Raw genomic sequence first — 23304 nt, 5'->3', positions numbered from 1 at the left:
CGGGAAATGGGGGAATTTCGGCAAAGCTACCTCCGTGTTTCCGGGGGAACAAGCCACTCGAAATTCTTTGTCACGCGCAGGAGACCGCCTCGATCAGGAAGAGTCACGCAGGTCAGGCCTTATCACGCGCGTGCTAACCGATTACCGGGAAATTGTCACACCCGCGGCGGGCGACGGCGCTCTTCTTGATCAGCAGGGCCCGGTCCCGATATCTTTCCCCGGGTCAGGAAAGGAGCGGCCATGTCCCAGCCGGTCATCGCCGTGACGGACCTCGCGAAACAGTACGGCGCGGTCACCGCACTCGCCGGGATCAGCCTCACCGTCGCCCGCGGCGCGGTGCTGGCGGTCCTCGGCCACAACGGCGCCGGGAAGACCACGCTGATCGACATCCTCAGCACGCGCGTCCGGCCGAGCGCGGGCAGCGCACGGGTCTGCGGGTACGACGTCGTCCAGCGCGGCCGCGCGGTCCGGCGGCGGATCGGCGTCACCGGGCAGTTCGCCGCGGTCGACGACGCGCTGTCCGGGCGCGGGAACCTGGTGCTGATCGCCCGGCTGCTGGGTGCCCGGCCGCGGCAGGCGCTGGCCCGGGCCGCCGAGCTGATCGCCGCCTTCGGCCTCGAAGACGCGGCCGACCGCCCGGCCGGCACGTACTCGGGCGGGATGCGGCGCCGGCTGGACCTCGCCGCCGGCCTGGTCGGCGCGCCGCAGGTGCTCTTCCTCGACGAGCCGACCACCGGACTGGACCCGGTGAGCCGGGCCGGGCTGTGGACGACCGTCGAGGGGCTCGCCGCGCGCGGCACCACCGTGGTGCTCACCACCCAGTACCTCGAGGAGGCGGACCGGCTGGCCGACCACGTCGTCGTCCTCGGCTTCGGGCACATCACGGTGTCGGGGACGCCGGCGCAGCTGAAGGCCCGGCTCGGCACCCGGACCGCGACGCTGACGTTCGGCACCGAGCTGGCGTTGCGGCGCGCGGTGGACGCGTTGTCGCGCCTCGGTCTCGCGGCCGGCCGCGCCGGGCTCGTGCTCACTGCGCCCCTGTCCGGCCCGGGTGACATCCCGGTGCTGGTCCGCGCGCTCGACGCGGCGGGCGCGCCGCTGCGGGACCTGACGGTGACCGAGCCGACGCTCGACGACGTCTACCTTTCGCTGCACCGGGCGACGTCGTGACGCAGTCCCGTCACCAAGCCGCCGTCGCCGCGCTCGGCGACCCCGCCGCCTGGCCGGAATCCGGCTTCTGGACGCAGGTCCGGGTCCTGACGGCCCGCTCGCTGCGCACGGCGTTCGGCGACCGGCGGCTGGTCTTCTTCGGCCTGCTGCAGCCGGTGGTGCTGCTGTTGTTGTTCAGCCAGGTCTTCAGCGGCGTCGGGGCGCTGCCCGGGGTGGCGGCGTACCAGGGGTACGTGAACTTCCTGGTGCCGGCCACGCTGGTCAACATCGCCATGACGACGGCGATGAGCTCGGGCGCGGGCCTGCTGGCGGAGATCTACGGCGGCTTCACCGGACGGCTGCGGTGCCTGCCGATCTCGCTGTCCTCGGTCCTCGTGGCCCGGACGCTGGCGGACTCGGCGCGGCTGGGCGTGCAACTGGTGGTGACGGCCCTGGCGAGCGTGGTCTTCCTGGGCTTCCGCCCGGCGGGCGGGGTGGTCGGCCTCGGCTTGGCGCTGGTGCTGACGCTGGTGGTCGGCTGGTGCCTGAGCTGGGTGTTCGTGGCGATCACGACGTGGCTGCGCAAGGCGGAAACGCTCCAGGCGGCGTCGTTCGTGGTGATGTTCCCGCTGATGTTCTCCTCGAGCGCGTACATGCCCCTGGACACGATGCCGGCGTGGGTCCGCGCGGTCTCGACGGTGAACCCGCTGACGTACGCGATCGACGCGACCCGCGCACTGGCCCTGGCCCGCCCGCTCGGCTGGTCACTGGCGGCGGCGCTGGCGATCGCGGCGGTGGCCGCGGTGGCGGGCTCGTTCCTGGCCGCCCGCACCTTCCGCGCCCGCAGCTAACCCAGCAACTCCAGGCGGGTCGCTGCCTCTTCCGCGCCACCGGCGGCCGCGAACGAGTCGCAGATCCTCTCCGCACCCGGGCGGCACTCCCCAGCCGACTCGATCGCCTCGCGGATGTCACCCGCCTTGGCCCGGTCGAAGCGCAGCCGGACGCCCGCCGAGGCCGTCACCACCTGCTGGGCCAGCATCGACTGGTCGTCGCGGATCGGGGCCACCACCAGCGGGACTCCCGACGACAGCGCTTCGCACACCGTGTTGTGGCCGCCGTGGCAGACCACCACCGACGCCCGCGAAAACACCGCCGGTTGCGGGATCCAGCGCGCCAGCTGCACGCTCTCGCTCACCAGCTCGCCCGACGGGTCCACCACGAGCCCCCGCACCGACGGCATCCCGGCGAGCGCGTCCACGCACTCGGCCAGGAACCGGGTGCCGGCCGCCGCGTTCGACGTTCCCAGCGTCACCACGACCAGCGGGCGATCGTCCACAAGAGACCATTCGCCCGGAACCGCGGGAAGCGCCGGGCCGACGTACGACACCGGAACAGCCACGCGGCACTCCCCGGCCAGCGCCCGGGTCGTGAAGGCCAGCACCAGGTGCGGCGAAAACCGCAGGTCACCGAGCAGGACGCCGTGGCGGGCCCGCAACCCGGCCTGGAGCCCGGAAACCCAGGACGCGACCTTCGGCAGCGACCCCAGCGGGTCCGCCAGCTCGGTCGACGTCGACGCCGAGGTCGCCCACGGCACGCCGCACCGGGCCGCCACCAGCGCTCCCGCCATCGCCTGCTGGTCCACCACGACGACGTCCGGCGCGAACGCCGCCACCGCGGCCGCGACCCCGGGCACCATCGCGTCGGCCAGCGGCACCAGGTACGACTCCCACAGGTACTTCAGCGCGGCGAACCCCCGCAGCTCCGGCGGCCGCAGGGCCAGGTCGAACGGCCCCGAATCCCCGGCCGGGAACACCGGCCCGCAGACCAAAGCGGACAGCGCGGGCTCGGGCCCGCACCAGGCCACCGAGTGCCCCCGCGAAGAGAGCACCGAGGCCACCGCGCGCACCGGCGTCACGTGGCCGGCCAGCGGCGGCACGACGAGCAGGAACCTCACGCCGCGTGCCGTTCGATCCACTTCAGCACCAGCTCGCGGACCTCCCGGTGCTGCTCCACCAGCACCGAGTGCCCCTGGCCCTCGAACACGTGCAGCTCGCCGTTCGGCAGCACGGACGTGAGCGCTTCGAGGTCGTCGGCCTGGTAGCCGTGACTGCCCAGGATGGACAGCACCGGGCAGCCGATCGCCGCCACCTGCTCCCAGGTCAGCAACGGCCCGAGCGGCACCTCCTCGGCCATCTTCGTCGACGTGATCCGCTCGGCCGCCAGCCGCGCGAGCCGCCGGTGGTGGGCGCTGAAGTTCGCTTCGATCCAGTCGAAGCTTTCCTCCACCTGCAGGAACCGGACGGTGTGCGCGAGGATCGCGCTCATCTTCTCCGCCCACACCGCGGTCGCCGGCTCGGATTCGATGCACACGATGCTGCGGACCCGCGAGGGGTTGGCCACGGCGTAGCTGTAGGCCAGCGTGCCGCCGAAGCTGTTGCCCACCAGGTGCACCGGCCGGTCGACGCCGAGCTGCCGCAGCAGGTCGTCCAGGTCGGCGACGAAGTCACCCAGGGTGTACCCGCGCTCCGGCCGCTCGGTCTTGCCGTGGCCGCGCAGGTCGTAGCTGATCACGTCGATGCCGGCGGCCGCGACCGGCGGGGCGAGGGTGAGGTAGAAGCTCGCCAGGCTGTCGGTGCCCATGCCGTGCAGGAACACCACGGTCTCGGTGCCGCCGGCGGGCACGAGCTGCACGTTCGTGCGCAGCCCGTTGACGGTCATCGTGGGCACGTGCGCTCCCCCACGAACCGGGCGATGTCGCCGACGGTCAGCCCGATGACGTCGTCGAGGTCCTTCTCCGCGAGGTACTCGGCGAGGTTGACGTCCGCGCCGAAGTGCTCGGCGAGGATGCTCGCGAAGGTCACCAGGTCGATGCTCTCCAGCTGCAGGTCCTCGTGGAACGTCGTGTCCGGCGTGATCTCGATGCCGAGCACCTCGGCGTCGCCGACGAGCTCGGCGAGCAGCTCGGCGACGACGTCGAAGGTGGCGGACGCGTGGTCGATGGTCATGCAGTGCTCCTGACGTGGGCGATGGCGGTGTCCCCGGCCAGTTCGACGGAGACGGCGAAGGGCGGCAGGTCCCGGTGGTGCCCGGACACCGTGCCGTCGTCGTGGACGCGGACCTCCGCCGGGTAGACGGGTACGCCGAGCCGGGCGCGGACGGCGTCCTTGACGGCGATCCGCCGCAGCAGCCAGCCGCGTTGCTGCCGCGGCGGGACGGCGGCGAACTCGGCGCGTTCGTCCGCGCCGAGGTAGATCCCGGCGTAGATGTCCCGCGCGGCGACCGTCGGCCAGCGGTCGGTGACGGCGACCGAGCCGTCGTCCCGCCGTTCGCCGAGGAGGTTTTCCGCCGGGAACGCGTAGACGCGGTGGGCGGCGCGGTCGCAGGGGAACCGGACGTCCCGCCAGCCTTCGATGCTCGCCAACACGGCACCGTCGCCGACGAGCTCGGCGTCCATCTCGAGGACGTCCGGCCGCGGGAGCCGGACCCGCACCAGGCACTCCAGCCGCGTTCCGGGCGCGGGTTCGGGGCCGTGCCACGTCAGCCGGCCGATCGAGCGCGGGAACGCGAGCAGGCCGTCGGACCGGGTGGCCATCAGCCAGCACCCGAGCAGCTGCCCGACGTTGTCGAGCAGCCCGCCGGGCGCCTGCGGGACGACCAGTTCGCCGCGGATGTGCTGCTCGCCGAGGCCGGTCAGCCGGGACAGCCCCTGGTACGCCGGGCCGTGGAACATCTCGCGCCGCGCGTAGACCTCGGCCGCGCTCAGCGGCGGCGCGGTCTCCGGCCCGGGTACCGCGGTCCGCGGCGGCGGCGGGGTGCGCGTCCCCAGCTCGACGGTCAGCAGCGCGTACGGTCCGATCTCGACGGTCACGTGGTCGTCCTCGCGGCTCATCGTCAGCGGCACCCGCTGGGCCGGGGAAGCGATCAGCCACCGCGAGAAGACGGCGTCCCGCACCGCGACCGCCGTCGTGCCCGGCCAGGCGCGTTCGACGGCCCGGCAGGCGAGGTCGACCAGGGTGGTCGCGGGCACCACGGGCCGGAAGTCGGACTCCTCGGGCCAGCCGGCGCGCTGCCGGAAGAACCGGTGGTCCCGCAGGTACGGCATGGCCGCGAGCGAAACCTCCACCGTGGACTCAAAGCGCCGCCGGGCGGCCGCGACGACGTCGGCCGCGGCCCGGCGGGTTTCGGTGAGCAACGCGGTGAACTCGGCGACGATCGCCTCCGGCGCTCCGCTGGGCAGGCTCGGTTCGTCCAGCAACCCGCGCGCCGATTCCCCCAGCGACAGCAGGGGGTTCCCGGTGGACAGCCGGATCCGCCGCGGCTCCAGCGCCGCGAAGTCCGGGTCGCCGCCCTCGGTCCACACCGCGGTGGCGAGGCGCCGCAGCTGCGCGAGCCCCGGCCGGGTGCCGGACGCGGCCGCGACGACCAGGTGCCGCCGCTCGCCCAGCGTGTCGGTGACGTACGAGCCGAGCTGACCGGCGCCGACCTGCACGAACACCCGGAAGCCGGCGTCGTGCAGCGCCTCGGTCAGCGCCCGGAACCGGACCGGGCGCAGCAGGTGGTCCAGGTAGAGCCGGCGCACCTCGTCCGGCGCCGCGGGGTACGGCCGCGCGGTCGTCGCCGACCACACCGGCAGCACCGGAGCACGCAGGTCCAGGTCCGCGACGAGCCGGGCGAAGGGCTCGAGGTGCGGCCGCATCAGCGGGGTGTGGAAGCCGGAGCGGAACGGCAGCGTCGTGGCCACGATCCCGCGGCCGCGGCAGGTCGCCGCGAAGTCCGCGACGGCGGCCGGCGGTCCGCACACGATCGTCTGCTTGGCCGCGTTTTCGTGCGAGACGACGAGGTCGCCGGGCAGCAGCTCGGTCACCCGCGCCGCGGGAGCGCCCAGCACGAGGTAGTCCGCGTCGGGCAGCTCGAAGCCGTCCGGCCAGTACCGCGCCACGGTGTCCGGTGCGGCCCGGTACATCCCGGCGGCCTGCATCGCGGTCCACTCCCCGACACTGTGCCCGGCGAGCGCGTCCGGCCGGATCGCCAGCCGCCGCAGCACTTCGCCGAGCAGCAGCCCGGTCGCCGACACGCTCGCCGCGCGGTCGAGCACGCTCGCCGTCGACCATTGTGGACGGTCGAGGCCGAAGTGCTTCCCGACGTCGTCCAGGCGCGGCTCGGCGCCGGCTTCCAGTCCCGGGTGGACGAACACCGTCTTACCGCCCGGCAGCAGCGGGTCGACACTGCACCAGACGTCACCGGCGCCGTGCCAGGACCGGCCCTCGGCCGCCACCTTGGCGAGCACCCGGCGGGCCGCGGCCCGCTTGCGCTCGTCCGGGGCGACGATCCCGAGCCGGCACGGGCCGTCACCCGGACCGGGCCGATCGAGCCGGTCGAGCAGTTCCGCCGGCGTGCGGGCGGCCAGGCGCAGCACGCGTTCCGGCTCGTCGACGCGCACGCGGCGCTTCGGGCCCGGGTCGCCGGCTTCGAGCACGACGTGGGCGTTGATGCCGCCGAAGCCGAACGCGTTGACCGCGGCCACCCGCGGCAGCGCGCCCCACGGCTCGGCCTCGGCCAGCACCCGGAACCGGGTCTTGTCGAGCAGCGGGTTCGGGTCGGCGCAGTGCAGCGTCGGCGGCAGCACGCCGTGGTGCAGCGCGAGAGCCACCTTGACCAGCCCGGCGACCCCGGCGGTCGGCAGCGTGTGCCCGATCATCGACTTGACCGAGCCGATCACCGCGCGCGGCCCGGCGGCCGGGCCGAAGACGTCGGCGACGGTGGTCAGCTCGGCGGCGTCCCCGGCCGGGGTGGCGGTGCCGTGCGCTTCCAGCAGGCCGATCTGCGCCGGGTCACGTCCCGCCCAGCCCCAGGCCCGCCGCAGGGCGAGGGTCTGCCCGGCGACGGACGGGCTGAGCAGGCTCGCGCCGCGCCCGTCGCTCGACGTGCCGCAGCCGCGGATCACGGCGTACACGCGGTCGCCGTCGCGGCGGGCGTCGGCCAGCCGCTTGAGCACGACGATCGCCGTGCCTTCGCCGATGAGCATGCCGTCCGCGGCGCGGGACAGCGGGCTGATCCGCTGGCTCGGCGACAGCGCGCCGAGCTGGGTGAACAGCGACCACAGCGTGTCGTCCTGCGTCTGGTGCGCCCCGCCCGCGAGGACGGCGTCGCAGCGGCCGCGGGTCAGCTCGCCGATCGCCTGGTCGACGGCGACCAGCGAAGACGCGCAGGCCGCGTCCACCGTGTAGGCCGGGCCGCCGAGGTCCAGCCGGTTGGCCACGCGCGCGGCGGCGAGGTTCGGCACCAGCCCGGCGGCGGTTTCCGGCCGGAACTCGCCGAGTGGTTCCAGCAGAGCCGTCCGCAGCCGCTCGAGCACCGCGGGCCCGGCCGACGGCATCAGCTCGCCGACCGTGCGGGTGATCTGCCGGACGGTCCGGACCCGCTGGTCGAAGCCCTGCAGGCCGGGCGAGAGGTACCCGCCACGGCCGAGCACGACCCCGATCCGCTCGGGGTCGCCGAGCCGGCCGAGGCCACCGGCGTCCCCGACCGCGCCGACGGCGACGGCCAGCGCCGTCAGCTGGTCCGGCTCGGTGCCGTCGAGGGAGGTCGGCGGGACGCCGTGGGCGAGGGGGTCGAAGTCCAGGGTGTCCGCGGTGAAGCCGCCGCGGCGGCCGTGGGTGCGGTCCGGCGCGGTGCCGGCACGGCCGTGGAACTCCGGGTCGCGGCGGTGCGGCGGGACGTCGGTGACGGCGTCGGTGCCGTCCACCAGGTTCTGCCAGTACTGGTCCACCGTGGACGCACCGGGCAGGAACACGCCCATGCCGACGATGGCGACCGGGGTCACCACAGCGACGCCGTGTAGAGCACCGCGCGGTCGGTGCCGTAGGCGAGCTCGCGCAGCAGGGCGGCGGTGGCCTCGGCCGGGTCGAGCAGGGCGACGTCCCGGCGTTCGTACTCGCGCGCCAGCTCCGGCGACACCATGCCGCCGTGGTCTCCGGCCGGCGCCCACGGTCCCCAGTGGACGGTCACCGCCCGGCCCGGCCGGTTCGCCCCGATCGTCTCGAGCGCGTCGTTCGCGGCGGCGTAGTCGGTCTGCCCGCGGTTGCCGAGCACCGCGGCGATGCTGCCGAAGAACGCGACGAACCCGGGCTCGGCGCCGAGCGCGTCGAGCAGCGTTCTGGCGCCGTCCACTTTGGTCTCGTACACCGTCCGGAACGACGTTTCGTCCTTGTCCGCCATGAGCTTGTCGTCGATCACCCCGGCCGCGAAGACGACGCCGTCGAGCCGGGCGGGAAGGGTTTCGACGAGCCGCCGCACCGCGTCGGGGTCGCGCACGTCGAGCGAGGTGTAGCGCGCGTTCCCGCCCGCGGCGCGGATTTCGCCGAGGGTGCGGCCGATCTCGCGCTGGGCCAGCACGGTCCGGACGCGGCGTTCGATCCCGGCGACCGAGCCACCGCGGCCGGCCAGCACCGCGCGCATCGCCGCGGGGTCTTCGGGCAGGTCGTCCGGCTCGCCCGGCCACGGGGTCCGCCCGGCGAGTTCCAGCCGGCAGCCGGAGGCGGCCAACGCGACCGCCGCGCGGGCGGTGATGCCGCGGGCCCCGCCGGCCAGCAGGACGACGGAGTCCGGGCCGAGGCCCAGCGCGGCGAGCTCGCCACCGCCCGGACCGGCGCCGGAGTAGGCGATCGACGGGAGGTCCGCCGGCCGCGGCTCGATCGTGAAGCGACCGGCGTTGTCGTGGCCGACGACCGCGGGGCCGTCGCTGAGGGCTTCGTCCACCAGCGTCTTCGCCACGTCCTGGGTGACCTCGACCAGCCGCGTCACGCCGTCGCGTTCCAGCGCGGCGGACCGAACCAAGCCCCGCAGCCCGGGCACGGTGGCCGGCTCCGCCGCCACGAGGACGTCACCCCGCAGTGCTTTGAGCCGGGTGAACACCTCGGTGAGGTCACGGGCGAACAGCACGGTGATGTCCGCGTCGCCGCTGACGATCTCCGCCCCGGCCGAGGCGAAGGCGGCCCGCACGGCGTCGTCGGGCGCGGCCACGGTCTTCCCGCGCAGCCGCCCGGGGTCGGGGTCCAGCGGCACGGGCACCCGTTCGAGCCGGTACCGCGTCGGCGCGGCCGCGGCCAGCGTCGGGTTCAGCCAGCTTTCGAGGTGCGCGGCGAGGGCATTCGCCGTGCGGCCGCGGCTGAGCTGGTCGGTGCGGTCGTCGGCGGGCAGGCCCAGCCGGGACAGCAGGGTGCCGGCGATCTCCGTCCGCTTGATGGAGTCGATCGAGAGGTCGGCCTCGAGGTCGAGGTCGACGGCGATCATGTCGGCCGGGTAGCCGGTGCGTTCGCTGATCACGCCGATCACGGTGCTCATGACGTCTGCTGCTTCGGGTTCGGGTTCCGGCTGGGTTTCGGCCACCGGTTCTTCGATGACGGATTTCTCGATGGTGATGGGGGCGGGCGCGCTGCCGAGGTAGCCGAGCATGACCTCGCGCTGGGCGGCGACGAGCTCGCGGGTGGTGCGCAGGAAGTCGACGATCGCCTGGTCACGGCCGGGCGGGGGCTGGGTCATGGCGGTACTCCGGATTCGTCGGGCCGTCGGCAGGGCGGGGGTGTCCGAGCCGGGCGCGCGGACGGACCGCCCGTCGACGGCCCAGGCGGTGGCGGACGGTTCGGGTGGCGACGGCCGGGTCAGCCGTTCGGTACGGACGTCGACGCCGGCTTCGGCGAGCGTCCGCAGCGCGGTGAGGAAGGTGGTCAGGTCGGGCCCGCAGGCGACGACGGTGTGCGGCCGGTCGCCGAGGATGTCCTTGACCAGCCGCGAAAGGACGCGCCCAGGCCCGGCCTCGACGAAGATGCGAGCCCCGGCCGCGTACATGGCTTCGATCTGGTCGAGGAACCGCACGGGGGCACCGATTTGCGCGGCCAGCTCATCACGGACGTCCTCTTGGTACGGCTTCGCGGTCCGGTTCGCCCACACGGGTTTCTGCGGCGTCTTCACGGTCGCTTTGCCGAGTTCCCGGGCGAAAACCTCCCCCGCACCGGCGACGAGCGGGCTGTGGAAGGCACAGGCGACGGGGATCCGCTGCGCGCTGATGCCGGTCTCCCGCAGCCGCCGGACGGCGCGTTCGACGGCGGCGACGGGCCCGGAGAGGACGACCTGTTCAGGAGCGTTGTGGTTGGCGACGACGACGTCCGGGCCGATCAGGGTGGCGGTGAGGGCGTCACGTTCCGCTTTGACGGCGGCCATCGTCCCGGGCCGGGCGACCTCGGCGATGGCCTGCGCACGGGCCCGGCTGAGGTGGAGGAGGGTCTCGGTGTCGAAGGCGCCGGCGACCGAGAGGGCGACGAGCTCGCCGTAGCTGTGCCCGGCGAGGAAGTCGGGGTGGACGTTGAGTTGGGCGAGGAGCCGGGCCACGGCGGTCTCGACGAGCCCGAGCGCCGGCTGGGCGACGCGAGTGTCGGTGAGGGCGGCTTCTTGGGCATCGGCGGCTTCGGGGGGGAAGGCGTGCGGCGGGAAGGCCTTGGCGGCGATGTCGGGCGCGAGGCGGAGGAGCTCGGCGAGTTCGGGGAAGTGGACGAAGAGCTCGGCGAGCATCCCGGTGCGCTGGCTGCCTTGGCCGGGGAAGAGAAAGGCGATCTTCCCGGGGTCGGCGCTGGTCGCCGCGGACTCCGGCTGCTCCAGCCGAGCTGCGTCGGGGTTGCCGGGATCAGCAACGCCGGTCAGGCCGACGCCCGCCGCGCCCACGGCAAACCGACCCGCACCCGCGTCGCCCGGAACAGCAGCGCTGATCGCCACGGACATCGGCTGCTCGAGCCCACCCGCGCCGGGGTTGCCGGGATCAGCAACGCCAGCCAAGCCAACCCCCGCCGCACCGGCGGCAAACCCACCCGCGCCGGACCTACTCGGTGCGCCCGCCTGCCCCGCGGCCCGCTTCTCCGCCACCACGTGCTCGAGCTCGGCCAGCGCTTTCTCCGCCTCCGGTGCCCAGTCGCGCAGGCCGTGCCGCCGGTCCGGGGCCACCGGGGCCGCGGCCAGGACCGCGTGGAAGTTCGTCCCGCCGAAGCCGAACGCGCTCACCCCCGCCAGCCGGGCCGGGTTCGCCCACGGGCGGGCGCTCGTCGTGAACGTGAACGGGCTGGCCGTCGCGTCCCAAGCCTCGTTCGGGCTGGTCAGGTGCAGCGTCGGCGGGACCACCTCGTGCCACAGCGCCAGCACGGCCTTGATCAGCCCCGCCAACCCCGCCGCGCACTTCGTGTGGCCGATCTGGCTCTTCACCGAGCCCAGCACGCACGACCCCACCCCGGCACCCGCCGCCGCGAAGAAGTCCGTCAGCGTCCGCAGTTCCGTCGCGTCGCCGACCACCGTTCCCGTGCCGTGGGCCTCGACCAGCCCGACGGCCGACGGGGACACTCCCGCGTCCCGGTACGCCCGCTCCAGCGCTCGGCGCTGGCCGTCCGGCCGGGGCGCCGTCAGGCCGAGCGCCTTGCCGTCGCTCGCCGCGCCGACGCCCTTGACCAGTGCGTAGATCCGGTCGCCGTCGCGTTCCGCATCGGACAGTCGCTTGAGGACCAGGCACGCCACGCCCTCGCCCAGCGCGATGCCGTCGGCCGCCGCGTCGAACGGGCGGCAGCGGCCCGTCGGGGACAACGCCCCCGCCGAGGTGAACATCAGGTAGTCGTGGATGCCGTTGTGCAGGTCGACCGCGCCGCAGAGAACCAGCGAGCTCGTGCCCGCGCGCAGTTCCTTCGCCGCGAGGTCGAGCGCGGCCAGCGACGACCCGCAGGCGGCGTCCACCGTGTAGTTCGCGCCGCCGAGGTCGAGCCGGTTGGCGATCCGGCCGGAGATGACGTTGGCCAGGGTGCCCGGGAAGGTGTCCTCGGTCGGTTCCGGCAGCTGCGCGAGCAGTTCGGGCGGCACTTCGTCGAGGTAGCCGTCGAGCAGTGACCGCAGCGTGCCCGCGTTCGCCAGGTCGCCGCCCGCCTCCGCCCCGAACACGACGCTCGTGCGCTCGCGGTCGAAGTCCCGGTTCGCGTAGCCGGCGTCGGCCAGCGCGCGGCGCGCCGTTTCCAGGGACACCAGCTGCGCCGGGTCGATGCTGCCCATCGCCGACGGCGGGATGCCGAAGGCGAGGGGGTCGACGTCCAGCGCGGGCAGGAAGCCGCCCCACTTCGACGTCGACTGTCCGAAGTAGACGTCCGGGTCCCAGCGCTCGCGGGGCACTTCGGTGACGGCGTCGGCCCCGCGCAGGACGTTCGACCAGAAGGCAGGCAGGTCGCGCGCGCCGGGGAACGTGCAGGCCATGCCGATGATCGCGAGGTCGCCCGAGTCCGGCACCGGTTCCTCCGGGCGGGCGAACGTCTTGCCGGAAGCGACCTCGCGGTGCAGCTCGGCGATCGTCGTCCGGCGATCACGCAGGACGGCTACCTCGCCCGCCATGAACATCCCCTCGGCCAGCTGCGTGGCGGCGTCCAGGGGCTCGCCGTCGCGGCGCACGCCCTTGCTGGCGACGCGCAGCCGTCCGGTGTTCAGCTCCTCCAGCCGTTGCCACGCCTCGGGTGTCTCGGCCAGACCGGCCTTGACCTGCGCGAACTCCGCCGTGTACGGGCTGGGCAAGCACCGCGTGCGGTGCCCGGGCGCGGTTTCCAGCGTCACGGTCGCGTCCGCGGCGAGCGCGCGCTCCTGGAACAGCCCGGTGATCGCGCCGTGTTCGACGGCCTCCTCGGTGAAGAGGTAAGCCGTGCCCATCAGGACGCCGGCCGCGTCGAGCGGCGCCGCCATCGCGGCGACCATCGCGGCCGAGCGGGCGTCGTGGATCCCGCCCGCGAAGAGCACCTCGACGTCCTTCGCGGCGCCGAGAACGGCCAGTTGTTCCTCCCACAGCTCGAAACTCGGCCGCGGACCGACGTGCCCGCCGCACTCGGCGCCCTCGAAGACGAACCGGCGGACGCCGGCGTCGAGGTACTGGCGGAGCAGGATCGGCGAGGGCACGTGCAGGAACGTCGCGATGCCCTCGGCTTCGAGCGCCTTGGCCTGACCCGGTTTCCCACCCGCGACCAGCACGCACCGCGGCCGTGCCGCCCGGATCGCCGCGAGCTGGGCGGCGCGCAGGTCGTCGGGCACGAAGCCGAGGATGCCCGCGCCCCACGGCCGGTTGCCGAGGCGCTCGGCGGTCCGGGCGAGCAGCTCGGCGGTGCGCGTGCCGTTCGACGTGGCCACGGCGATGAAGGGGAACCCGCCGGCGTCGGCGACCGCGGCCGCGAAACCCGGCTGGTCGCTCACCCGCGTCATCGGGCCCTGGACAACCGGCAGCGCACAACCCAGCGTCCGGCCCAGCCGCGTGCCGAACCCGGGCACCGGCACCTCCGCGCCGACGATCGCACCCACGTCCACAGTGGACTCGGCGACGACCCCCGCCGCACCCCCGGCGAGCGCACCCACCGCCGTCCGCGGCCCGGCCACGCTGCCCCAGACCGGGACGTCGAAGTTGTTCAGAAGCTGTTGCAGCAAGACGAAATCGCTCAGTTCGCCGCCGCGGGCGACGAGCCCGGCCGCGCCGCCGCGGACCGCCTCGGCAGCCGTGGCGACGTCCGCGACCTCCGCCAGCGACCCGGTCCACGGTGCTTTCGTGCGGACGGCGAAGGCCGCGCCTTCCGGCCGCGGGCCGTCCGTCCGCACGGCGTACGGCACCCGGACCCGGGCCGCGACCAGCCGCAGGGCCGCCGGATCGGCGCCGTCGAGCACGCCGAGGCCGCCGCGGCGCGCGACCGCGGCGACCGCGTCGGGGTCGCCGATCCCCAGGCACCGCAGCCGGCGAGCGTGCGACGGCGGGACGAGCTCGGCCATCGGCGGACCTCCTGTGCGCGGGGAGTGGCGATCTTCAGGAATAACGCACGAGGCACGGGAAACGCAATAGTCGTGCTAACGTGCAAAACTGTGGAACGCGTCAAGATAAGGCCCTGACCAGCGCTTTTATCACCGGCGTCGCAAGCTGAAAACAGATTTCCCGCACGCACGTGACAATTCGAAGCCGAAATGACTGGAGCCCGCGTGGAACTGACTGGACGCGTGGTCGCGCTGACCGGCGCGGCACACGGGATCGGGGCCGCCATGGCCCGCCGCTTCGCCGCGGAAGGCGCGGCCGGGGTGGTCGTGTCCGACGTGGACGCCGACGGCGCCGCCCGGGTGGCGGCGGAGATCGCGGCCGCGGGCGGCCGGGCCGTCGCGACGACCGCCGACGCGACGTCCAAAAAGGACCTCAAGGCGCTGGTGGCGACGGCCCGCGCCGAGTACGGCCGCATCGACGTGTTCTGCGCCAACGCCGGGGCCGCGTTCGGCACCGGCGTGCACGCGGCCGACGAGCAGTGGCAGCGGTCGTGGGAGATCAACGTCATGCAGCACGTCCACGCCGCGCAGGTCGTGCTGCCGTCGATGCTGGCCCGCGGCGAGGGCTACCTGCTGATCACCGCGTCGGGCGCCGGCCTGCTCGGCATCCCCGGCGACGCGCCGTACTCGGTCACCAAGCACGCCGCCGTCGGCCTCGCCGAGTGGCTGGCGATCACCTACCGGCCGCGCGGGGTGCGGGTCAGCGCGCTGTGCCCGCTCGGCGTCCGGACGGCGCTGCTGGAACCCGGCATCGCGGCCGGCCACCCGGCCGCGCTGGCCATCGCCGCGGCGGCCCCGCTCATCGACCCCGAAGACGTCGCCGAAGCGGTCGTCCGCGGGCTCGGCAAGGAGGAATTCCTGATCCTGCCGCACGAATCGGTGCGGGAGTCCTTCGCCCGCAAGGCGGGCGCGGTCGACGCGTGGATCGACGAGATGGCCGTGGGAGGCTGAAGGTGGAACACCGCAGGGTGGGCGCGAGCGGGCTCGCCGTCAGCGAGATCGCGTACGGCAACTGGCTGACGCACCGGGCACCCGGCTGCGTCGCCGCGGCGCTGGACGCCGGCGTCACGACGTTCCACACCGCGGCGGCGTGGGACGGCGGCGCCGCGGAGGAGGCGCTCGGGGCGGCGTTCGCCGGCGTGCGCCGCGAAGACCTGGTGCTGTGCACCGGCGTGTTCTGGCCCGAAGGCCCCGGCCCCAACGACGCCGGCTTGAGCCGCAAACACGTGATCGCGTCGCTGGAAGGGTCGCTGAGGCGGCTGCGCACCGACTACGTCGACGTCCACCAGCTGCTCCGCTTCGACTACCGGACACCGGTCACGGAGACGTTCCTCGCGCTCTCGGACCTGGTGCGGCAGGGGAAGATCCGGTACGTCGGCACGTCGGAGTGGACGGCCGAGCAGCTGCTGCAGGCCCACGAGGCCGCCGCCCGGTACGACGTGCCGCTGATCGCGAACCAGCCGCACTACTCGATGCTGTGGCGGGTGCCCGAAGCGCAGGTGATGCCGGTGGCCGCGCGGATCGGCGTCGGGCAGTTCGCGTCCGTGCCGCTCGCCCAGGGCGTGCTGACCGGCAAGTACCGGGACGGCCGGATCCCGGCGGGATCGCGGGCGGCCGCGCAGCCGCACGCGCGGCCGTTGCTCGCGCCGGAGCTGCTGGAGCGGGTGGCGCTGCTGCGAGGGGTCGCCGACGACGCCGGCCTGACGATGGCCCAGCTCGCGCTGGCCTGGACGCTGCAGCACGAGGGCGTCGCCGCGGCGGTGACCGGCGCGAGCACGCCGGAGCAGGTCACCGAGAACGCCAAGGCCGCCGGCGTCCGGCTCGACCTCGACGTGCTGACCCGGATCGACCAGCTGCTCGGCAGCTTCGTCCTAACCGACCCGCGGCTGGTGTGGTCGCCGCCGGCGACGGTGTCTTAGCCCGCGGCCGTCAGCCCGCGCCGAGGCAGACGAAGGGGCGCCGGAAGGGGTCGACGGCGATCGCGTCGGCCAGCGCGAGCGCCGGGCTCTCCCGGACGGCCAGCGCGCGGTAGTAGTCGTCCATCGCGGCGGCCGAGGCCAGGTCGCCGACGCGCGAAAGCGGCGCGATCACCGTCCGGGAGCCGCTGGCCAGCAGCGCGCTGGCGAACCCGAGGGCCTCGTCGCCGGGCCGGATCCGGTTCATCGCCAGCTCGCAGGCGGCGAACACGACCTGCCGCGGCGGCTGCCGCAGCCCGGCCATCTCGTGGCCGAACAAAGCGCCGTCGGCGAGTTCGAGCCGCGAGAACAGCGCGTTCTCCGGCTCGTGCGCGCCGTGCGCGGCGAAGTGCGCGAGCTTGGCGCCGTCCATCGCCCGCAGCACGGACTTCACGGTGGCCTTGGCGCCGGTCATCGTCGTCGCGGTGCGGTAGTGCGTGGTCAGCTTTTCGAGCTCACCGCGCGCACCGGCCAGCCCGGGCCCGCGGACGAGCACGATCTTGCGGGCGCGCGACGACTTCGTCAGCTCGGCGGCGAGCCAGGCGGTCGCCGACGGCGCGACGACGGCCGGGCGGCCCCGCAGCCCCGGCAGCACCCCCCACGGCACGGCGTAGAGCGGCCCGGTCGGGACGATGACCAGCTCCCGGTCGCCGATGACGTCGGCGAGGGGCTGGATGAGCTGCGTGTCGAGCTTGTCGGCCTGCTTGTGCGCCGACGCCATGACGACCTCGGCGAGCCGCTCGGGCAGGTTGTCCGGCGCGAGGGCATCGAGGTCGACGTTGAGCACGCGCGCGGACTCGGCGGCGGCCTCGGCGGACCCGAGCCGGACGAGCCGGCACTCACCGCCGGCCACGACGACGGCGACGAGCTCGTCCCCGGAAGCGGCGAAGCTGACCATGGCCCGCTCACCGAGCCGGGCCGCGACTTCGGCGAGCCCGGCCACGGGCCGCGGCCGGCCCCACCGCCCGGTGTGCCAGCCGAGCCGCTGCGCTTCCCGCAGCCGTTCGTTGTACTTCGCCCGCAGCCCGGCGATGGGGTGCCCGTCGTGCTGGGCCTCCTGGATGGCCTGCCCGAGCCCGCGCACTTCGGCCACGCGCGCGGCGAGCTCCGGATCGGTCCCGGCGGAGAGGGGTTCGTAGCGGTAGGTCTGCGCCCGGGTCCGTTCGAGCCAGACGAACAGGCGCCGCGCATCATTGCGTTCGAGCACCAGCTTGACGGCGAGATCGGCGAGCTCCTGCCCGTGCAGCGCGGTCCCGGAGACGAGATCCAGCCCACCCATCCGATCCCGCACGGCATCGAGTTCGGTGAGCCCGGACCGGATCTCGGTGAGCGCCTTGGCCCGGTCCCCTTGGGCGACGGCGAGCTCGGCCCGGCAGAGCCGCCGCAGCATCCGGTAGTCGATGGGGGTGAGCTGCCCGGGCCGGGGGACCTTGCGGAGGGTCTCGACGGCCCGCTTGAGGTTGCCCCGCCGGATGTCCAGCCGCACGGCGAGCATCCGCGCGGTGGCGGCCTGCTCGGCGAGACGGGGAACGGGCAGCGTCTCCGCGGTCCGGATCGCCCGATGGGGCAACGCCGCCGGGATCTCCCCGGACCGCAGCGCTTCCCGGACGTCCGCCTGCAGGCCGATGATCTTCGCGTTCCCGACGCAGGTCTGGCAGCCCACCTTGAGCATCCGGCGCCGGGCCGAGCCCGCCATCTGCCGGGCGAGCCCGAGGTCGTCCGCCATCAGCGCGGCCTCCGCGCGGTGCAGCTCGATGTAGGCCAGCTCGCGCGTGACGCTCGGCTGCGACTGCATCGACGTCATCAGGTCGTCGAGGTGCTCGCCCGCCTCCCCGGCCAGTCCGGCGGCGAGCAGCGCCTCGGCCTGTTCCAACCGCAGTTGCGACGGCACGTCGAGGTCCAGTGCCCGGTACGAGCGTTCGCTGACCTCGTACAGGCGCAGGGCCTCCGGCACGTCACCGGTCCGCAGGGCCAGGGTGCCGAGGAACCGGCGCCCGTCCGCCGCGTCCGCCCGCAGCTCGAACTTCTCCGCGAGCTCGATCGCGCGGTTCAGGTCTTCGCGTGCCTGGGCGACGTTGCCGAGCTTCGTGTGCACCCACCCGGTGGCGGCCAGGGTCTGCACCAGGCCGACCATCCGGGGCTCGGGTTCGGGCGTGTGGTCGAGCCAGTAGCGCCGGTGCTCCATCGACGCCGCGAAGTACGCGAGGCTCTCCTCGTTCCGGCCGACGCTCATCAGCCGGGCCCCGTAGTTGTGCTCCAGCGCCGCACTCAGCTCGGCGCGCACGACGGGGTCGACCACCCCGTTGATGAGCAGGCGGACGTCGTTCAGCCCGGCCAGGCCGGCCTTGAAGTCCCCGGAGATCTCGGACGTGAGTGCCACGAGCGTGCTGGAGAGACGGATCCGCGTGACGATCCAGTCGGTGTGGTGCTCGGGTTCGACCGGGTACATCGCTTCCAGCAGGCTCATCCCCTTGCGGAGGAGCCGGACACCCTCGTGGAAACGCCCGAGACACGAGACGTCCGAAGCGGTCTGCTGGAGTTTGCGGACCCTGTCGATGGTCTCGGACGGGTCCAGCTTTGTCACAGGCACTCTCCTATGACAGCACAGGCGAAAGCAGAACGGAGCCCGCCTACCGGTCAAAGATCGGCAGGCGGGCGGTCACAGCTTGGTGAAGCTCAGTTCACCTTCTGGTAGCACGGCGGTGCGCAGTTCGGCGTCACGACCGGGTCGTCCTTCGAGAAGACGTGGTCGATGTGCACCCAGCCGAACTCGTCCGGCTCCGGGTGCGGGACCACCGGGCCGGCCTGCTCGATCGGCTCGGGAACTTCCTCGGGCTTGACATCCGTGGGCGTCGACATGGTCGATCTCCTCTCCCCTGGGGATCTTCATGGGGACGCTGCCGTGACGGTGAGTCCCCTTGTCGCGAGGCCCTCTCCCCGCGAACGGACCAATAGTTTCACATCGGAGCAATGATCGGGAGAGTTTTCGCTACGGAAAGTCAGACCGACGCGCGTGAGCAGGGTCGATGTCGGGTCGGAACGTCCTAACGGGTGAAGTCTGTAACGACGTCCACTCCGGACGTGCATTCCCGCGGCCGGGGGAACGCCGCCGGGACCGGCCGCAGGCACGTGTTGCTCCGGGTACGGTACGTGACCAAGGATCGACGGTCCGCGGCGGCGTGTCCTGTGTGGACGATCAGGCCGTCGCGGCTGCGTGGACCGCGCGGACCAGGCGGACGTTCTCCGGGGCCGCTCCACCCGGGAAGGCGAACCGGCGGCGGTTGTAGCCGTAGGCCAGGCCGCTGCGGGGGTCGGCGAACGCCTGGGACCCCGCCGCGCCGCTGTGGCCGAAGGCGCCCTGGCCCAGGACCGGGTAGTCGTCCGAGACGATCGCGAAGCCGAGGCCGAACGCGTTGTGGTTGCGCGTGGCCAGGTCGTCGCCGGTCGAGTGGATCTGGGCGAACTCCGCCCGGGTCTCCGGGCGCAGGAGCGGCTCCGGGCCGCTGATCGCCGCCGCGTACATGCCGGCCAGGCCCCGCGCGGACGCCACGCCGCCCACCGAGGCCGGGCTCAGCTGCCGGACGAGCTTGATGTTCGGCAGCTCCCAGAGCTCGGGCGCCTTCGGGTGGTTGCGGGCGAAGGCGATCCCGGTGATGCTGTTCGGCCCCGTCGCGTTCGCCTCCAGCTGCGCCAGCTGCTCCGGAGTCGGCAGCATCGGCTGGGTCGTCAGGAACCGCGGCTCCAGCTCCTCGGGCAGCCCCAGGTAGAAGTCCAGCCCGAACGGCTTCCGGATCCGCTCTTCGTAGTGCTCCTGGATGCTGCGGCCGGTGACGCGCCGGACCACCTCGCCGGTCAGGGCGCCGATCACCAGGGCGTGGTAGCCGAACGCGGTGCCGGGCCGCCAGTACGGCCGCTGCGGGGCCAGGCGCTCGGCGATGACGCGGTCGTCCGCGAGCTCGTCGGCCGTGAAGCCGTCGTCGGCGCCCACGAGCCCGGCGCGGTGCGCGAGCAGCTCCCGCAGGGTGATCCCGCTCTTGCCGGCGGCGCCGAACTCCGGCCAGTAGTGGGCGACCCGCTGGTCGAGGTCCAGCACGCCGTCCTGGACGAGCAGCGCGACCACCAGGTGCGCGGCCCCCTTCGTCGAGGAGAACACGCCGGTCAGCGAGTCGCCGGTGATGGCAGGGCCGGTCCACAGGTCGACGACGCGTTCGCCGTCCACGTGGGCGACGAGCTGAGCGGCGTAGTCGCCACCCTCGTCGGCCGCGACGGCGGCGAACTCCTCCCGGACGGACTCGAACCCGTCGGCGACGGTTCCCTGGATGTGCTCGGACGACATGGCAGCTCCCTCAGTGATCGCAACGCCTGCGCCAGGAACCAACCCACGAGGTGCGGAGGTATTCCGGCAACACCGGATCGTCCCGGCGGGATGTTCCGGGCTTGGGGAACCGGAGTCCGAAGCAGGCGAACCACCCGGGCCGGCCGCGGCCTGGCGATCGCGATCGGCGCCTCCGGCCTCACGCTTGCGGTCGCGACCTGGGCGGCCTGGCTGATCGTCCGGCCGGGGCCGGGTCGGCCTGGGCGGTGTCCTGGATGCGCAGGCGTTCGTGCTGGTCCTCGGCGCACTGTGGTTCGCGCTGCTGCCGATCAGCGTGCTGGCTGTGATGTCCGGAGAGGTTGGTCAGCCGGGCGACCGGCGGCTTGCCGCCGGTCGAGCGGCCCGCCGCAGGGCCTCCGACGGGTAGAAGCGGGCGCAGCCCACCCATCGGCCAGAGTTCAGTGGAACGTTCGATCTTGCCATCGGCCTGCGGCCGGTAAGGTCGAGTCCGTTTCGGGATAACGCCCAGGTCGGCGAACCAAGCCACGGCCCGGCGCAACACGCCGGTGGCAGTCACCGCGGTTTTGTCGGCGTGGATTTCGGCTTAGGCGACGCGAGAGTGGTCACCGATGACCGTGTGCACGAACGCGGTCCCGGTGCGGGCTAACCCGGGACAACGTCCCTGGACTTCACAGCTGGCGCTGGTCTTCGGCGTCTGCGCCGGCGCACGCACCCGGCCGTGTCGGCGCCACGCTGGCCGTCGTCGCCGCGCTGCTCGCGCTCGCGGGCGCCGCGGTGTTCGCGACGACGTCGTGGCGGCGGGTCGGCCCGGTGATCGCCTACTTCGACACGGGCACCTCCGGACCGCGGTAGGAATTCCGCCTCGCGGGTACCAGTCCGATCATGAAGCTGACCTCCACCGTGCTCGGTACGCCGGAACCCCGTGCGCTCGCCGAGTTCTACTCGAAGCTCCTGGGCTGGCCGATCCGCACGGACGAACCGGAGTGGGTGACCCTGCGCCCGGACGACGGCAGTGCGGGACTGTCGTTCCAGCTGGAGACCGGGCACGTCCCGCCGGTGTGGCCGCCGGCCGAGGGCACCCAGCAGATGCAGCTGCACCTCGACATCGAAGTCGACGACCTCCAGGAGGCGACGGCGGCGGCGACCGCGGCGGGCGCGGTGGTCGCCGAGTTCCAGCCGCAGGACGACGTCCGCGTCTGCTTGGATCCGGCCGGGCACCCCTTCTGCCTCTGGATCCGCACGGGGTGACGCCCCGCGTTCGAACGGTCACTGGATCCGCTATGTTCGGCTGAGGTCCTGTTTCCGGCGAACGGAGTTGAGTCCTGTGGGGGTGCACCGGCTCTGGCACCACGGACTGGTCCCCACCGAGGGAAAACGCCCCCTGGACGCCTTGCGCAGCAGGCTGATCAGCCGCCAGCGGCAGCACGACGACTACACGGTGACCGACCTCGGTTCGTCCGACGACGGCGGTTCGCGCCGGTGCGACCTCCAGTTCGCCTACGGCAGCACCGAAGGCCGCTACTCCGTTCAGGTATTGCTTTCGCTCTGCTACCGCGCCGGCGAAGACCGGGTGACGTGGCTGCTGAGCGCGGCGTGCACGCGGCCGTGGCGCAGCTGCCACGACGCACCGGCGCAGCGGATCGGGCTCGAGGAACTGGGCGCCAGCGGCAGCGACGAAATCCCGATCGAAACGCCGGTGCTGGCGATGCGCGGCTGGTCGCGCAAGGAGTGCGACCACCTCGCGGACCTGCTGAGCGAAGCCCTGGTGGCGCCCTGGCGCTCTTCGGCGGTGCTGGTGCTCACCGAGCCGCCCACGGTGCCGGTCGAGGGCTGGCCGGGGCTGGTCAACGTCTTTGACGTCGACGACCGCTTCCGCCACACCCTCAACCGGCACCTCCCGCTCGGCTGCGCGGTGCCCCAGGGCGCGCGGCTCTACGTCCCGCCGTGCGACCAGCTCCCGGATTTCGTCGTGACCGCCAGCCCGGTCTCCGGTGAAGCGCTGCAGGGCGCCATCACCCGGCTCATCCAGACCCGCGGCCGGACGCCCCTGCCCGAGGAGTGGGCGGACGTGCCGAGCGTGCGGAGCTGGTACGAGACCGACCCGTTCGCTTCGCCGGAGCGCGAGCCCGATGCCGAGCTGGTCGAGAAGCTCGGCCGCGCCGAGCGCGAACTGGCCGAGGCGCGGGGCGTGATCACGATCCTCCGGAAGAAGTCCAAGGCCCACGCCGAGGAGCGCGACCGGCACGCCCGCGAGGTCAAGAAGCTCCGCCGCCGCCTCGAGGACGCGTGCGCCACCGACGTCGCCTGCCTGCGCGACCAGCTCGCCCAGCTGCAGGCGGAGGTCGACGACTACGCGCGGGCGTTCGAGGAGACCGAGACCGAGCGCGACGAGCTCCGGCGGGTCAACGGCCTCCTGGCGGGCCGGCTCGCCCGCCACCACGACGCCGACGACGAGGTCGCCGCCGCCGAGCGGCCGCCGGAAGACTTCCCCAGCTTCGCGGAACTGATCGGCGCCGCGATGGCTTCGCTCAAGCACCTCGCGATCACCGCCGAGCCGGCACCGGCCGCGATCCTCGACCACCACCCCAAGGCTGCTGCCTGGCGCCGGAAGGCGTGGGACGCGCTCCGCACCCTCGACGCCTACGCGGGCGCCCGGACGTCCTTGCTCGGCGCGGGCCAGGACCCGGGCCCCGAGCTGTCGGACGTGCTCGCGTTCGCCCGCACCGGCCAGCCGGGCTCGCTGATCAGCGCGAACATCATCGCACTGGCCGAGTCGGACACGGTGACGACGAACGAGCGGCTCCGCCAAGCCCGCACGTTCCGCGTCGATCCCCGGACGAACCCGGCCGGGCGCGACTACTTCGGCGCCCACATCGCCTTGGAGCGCTTCAAGTCGCCCGCTCCCCGCCTGCACTTCCTCGACGACACCGACCGCACGGGCACGGTGTACGTCGGGTACCTCGGCGCCCACCTGCCGACGTCGAAGACCAACTGAGCGAGAATCGCGCG

General features: G+C 73.5%; 14 protein-coding genes and 1 pseudogene. 6 read left to right on the top strand and 9 right to left on the bottom strand.

Features of this window, described 5'->3' with window-relative positions; genetic code table 11:
* The first annotated feature begins 240 nt into the window (after positions 1-240).
* The gene (locus tag ACLJPY_RS11500) at positions 241-1170 is read left to right on the top strand and encodes an ATP-binding cassette domain-containing protein (protein ID WP_410587997.1); all 930 of its coding nucleotides are present in this window, start codon (positions 241-243) and stop codon (positions 1168-1170) included.
* Positions 1167-2000, top strand: a complete 834-nt coding sequence (locus tag ACLJPY_RS11495) for an ABC transporter permease (RefSeq protein ID WP_410587996.1) — start codon at positions 1167-1169, stop codon at positions 1998-2000. Before ACLJPY_RS11500 ends, ACLJPY_RS11495 begins: the two co-directional genes overlap by 4 nt.
* On the opposite strand, the gene ACLJPY_RS11490 is transcribed toward ACLJPY_RS11495, so the two are convergent.
* Genes ACLJPY_RS11490 through ACLJPY_RS11470 form a run of 5 tightly spaced genes read right to left on the bottom strand, consistent with a single transcriptional unit; the run spans position 1997 to position 13965 of the window.
* Positions 1997-3124, bottom strand: coding sequence for a glycosyltransferase (locus ACLJPY_RS11490; RefSeq protein WP_410587995.1), 1128 nt, complete (start codon positions 3122-3124; stop codon positions 1997-1999). The two genes, ACLJPY_RS11495 and ACLJPY_RS11490, sit on opposite strands and share 4 nt — an antisense overlap.
* Positions 3100-3876, bottom strand: a complete 777-nt coding sequence (locus ACLJPY_RS11485; RefSeq protein WP_410587994.1) for an alpha/beta fold hydrolase — start codon at positions 3874-3876, stop codon at positions 3100-3102. Before ACLJPY_RS11485 ends, ACLJPY_RS11490 begins: the two co-directional genes overlap by 25 nt.
* On the bottom strand, positions 3864-4154 hold the full coding sequence (locus ACLJPY_RS11480) for a phosphopantetheine-binding protein (protein WP_003096809.1): 291 nt from the start codon (positions 4152-4154) through the stop codon (positions 3864-3866). The genes ACLJPY_RS11485 and ACLJPY_RS11480 overlap by 13 nt, the downstream gene beginning before the upstream one ends.
* A complete protein-coding gene (locus ACLJPY_RS11475; RefSeq protein ID WP_410587993.1) occupies positions 4151-7975 on the bottom strand; it encodes a beta-ketoacyl synthase N-terminal-like domain-containing protein in 3825 nt (1274 codons plus the stop codon). Before ACLJPY_RS11475 ends, ACLJPY_RS11480 begins: the two co-directional genes overlap by 4 nt.
* Positions 7969-13965 carry an SDR family NAD(P)-dependent oxidoreductase gene (locus tag ACLJPY_RS11470; protein ID WP_410587992.1) on the bottom strand — a complete coding sequence of 1999 codons (5997 nt, stop codon included), beginning with the start codon at positions 13963-13965 and terminating at the stop codon, positions 7969-7971. Before ACLJPY_RS11470 ends, ACLJPY_RS11475 begins: the two co-directional genes overlap by 7 nt.
* A 204-nt stretch (positions 13966-14169) precedes the next feature.
* On the opposite strand from ACLJPY_RS11470, the gene ACLJPY_RS11465 reads away from it, so the two are divergent.
* Entirely contained in the window at positions 14170-14955 is a 786-nt protein-coding gene (locus ACLJPY_RS11465) for an SDR family oxidoreductase (protein ID WP_410587991.1), read from the top strand.
* Positions 14956-14957: 2 nt separating this feature from the next.
* The gene (locus tag ACLJPY_RS11460) at positions 14958-15923 is read left to right on the top strand and encodes an aldo/keto reductase (protein ID WP_410587990.1); all 966 of its coding nucleotides are present in this window, start codon (positions 14958-14960) and stop codon (positions 15921-15923) included.
* Between the two features lie 10 nt (positions 15924-15933).
* On the opposite strand, the gene ACLJPY_RS11455 is transcribed toward ACLJPY_RS11460, so the two are convergent.
* The 4 genes and pseudogenes from ACLJPY_RS11455 to ACLJPY_RS11440 form a co-directional block, all read right to left on the bottom strand.
* Positions 15934-18543 carry a CHAT domain-containing protein gene (locus ACLJPY_RS11455; RefSeq protein ID WP_410587989.1) on the bottom strand — a complete coding sequence of 870 codons (2610 nt, stop codon included), beginning with the start codon at positions 18541-18543 and terminating at the stop codon, positions 15934-15936.
* Between the two features lie 92 nt (positions 18544-18635).
* Positions 18636-18818, bottom strand: coding sequence for a hypothetical protein (locus ACLJPY_RS11450; RefSeq protein ID WP_410587988.1), 183 nt, complete (start codon positions 18816-18818; stop codon positions 18636-18638).
* A gap of 337 nt (positions 18819-19155) precedes the next feature.
* Positions 19156-20295, bottom strand: a complete 1140-nt coding sequence (locus tag ACLJPY_RS11445; protein WP_410587987.1) for a serine hydrolase domain-containing protein — start codon at positions 20293-20295, stop codon at positions 19156-19158.
* A gap of 322 nt (positions 20296-20617) precedes the next feature.
* Positions 20618-20935, bottom strand: a pseudogene (locus ACLJPY_RS11440) (IS481 family transposase); the annotation flags it as partial.
* A 242-nt stretch (positions 20936-21177) separates the two neighbouring features.
* Between ACLJPY_RS11440 and ACLJPY_RS11435 the strand changes: the two are divergent.
* Entirely contained in the window at positions 21178-21543 is a 366-nt protein-coding gene (locus ACLJPY_RS11435; RefSeq protein WP_410587986.1) for a VOC family protein, read from the top strand.
* A gap of 76 nt (positions 21544-21619) precedes the next feature.
* A complete protein-coding gene (locus ACLJPY_RS11430) occupies positions 21620-23290 on the top strand; it encodes a hypothetical protein (RefSeq protein WP_410587985.1) in 1671 nt (556 codons plus the stop codon).
* The last annotated feature ends 14 nt before the right edge of the window (positions 23291-23304 follow it).

Source organism: Amycolatopsis sp. lyj-23, from assembly GCF_046549135.1.
Taxonomy (GTDB): domain Bacteria; phylum Actinomycetota; class Actinomycetes; order Mycobacteriales; family Pseudonocardiaceae; genus Amycolatopsis.
The sequence above is the reverse complement of the archived record's forward strand: the minus strand, read 5'-3'. Positions and strand labels throughout refer to the sequence as shown.

What these genes read in the sequence shown, in the direction of transcription:
- ACLJPY_RS11500 (WP_410587997.1), top strand. Translation starts at nt 241, where the DNA reads ATGTCCCAGCCGGTCATCGCCGTGACGGACCTCGCGAAACAGTACGGC.
- ACLJPY_RS11480 (WP_003096809.1), bottom strand. Translation starts at nt 4,154, where the DNA reads ATGACCATCGACCACGCGTCCGCCACCTTCGACGTCGTCGCCGAGCTG.
- ACLJPY_RS11470 (WP_410587992.1), bottom strand. Translation starts at nt 13,965, where the DNA reads ATGGCCGAGCTCGTCCCGCCGTCGCACGCTCGCCGGCTGCGGTGCCTG.
- ACLJPY_RS11450 (WP_410587988.1), bottom strand. Translation starts at nt 18,818, where the DNA reads ATGTCGACGCCCACGGATGTCAAGCCCGAGGAAGTTCCCGAGCCGATC.
- ACLJPY_RS11445 (WP_410587987.1), bottom strand. Translation starts at nt 20,295, where the DNA reads ATGTCGTCCGAGCACATCCAGGGAACCGTCGCCGACGGGTTCGAGTCC.
- ACLJPY_RS11435 (WP_410587986.1), top strand. Translation starts at nt 21,178, where the DNA reads ATGAAGCTGACCTCCACCGTGCTCGGTACGCCGGAACCCCGTGCGCTC.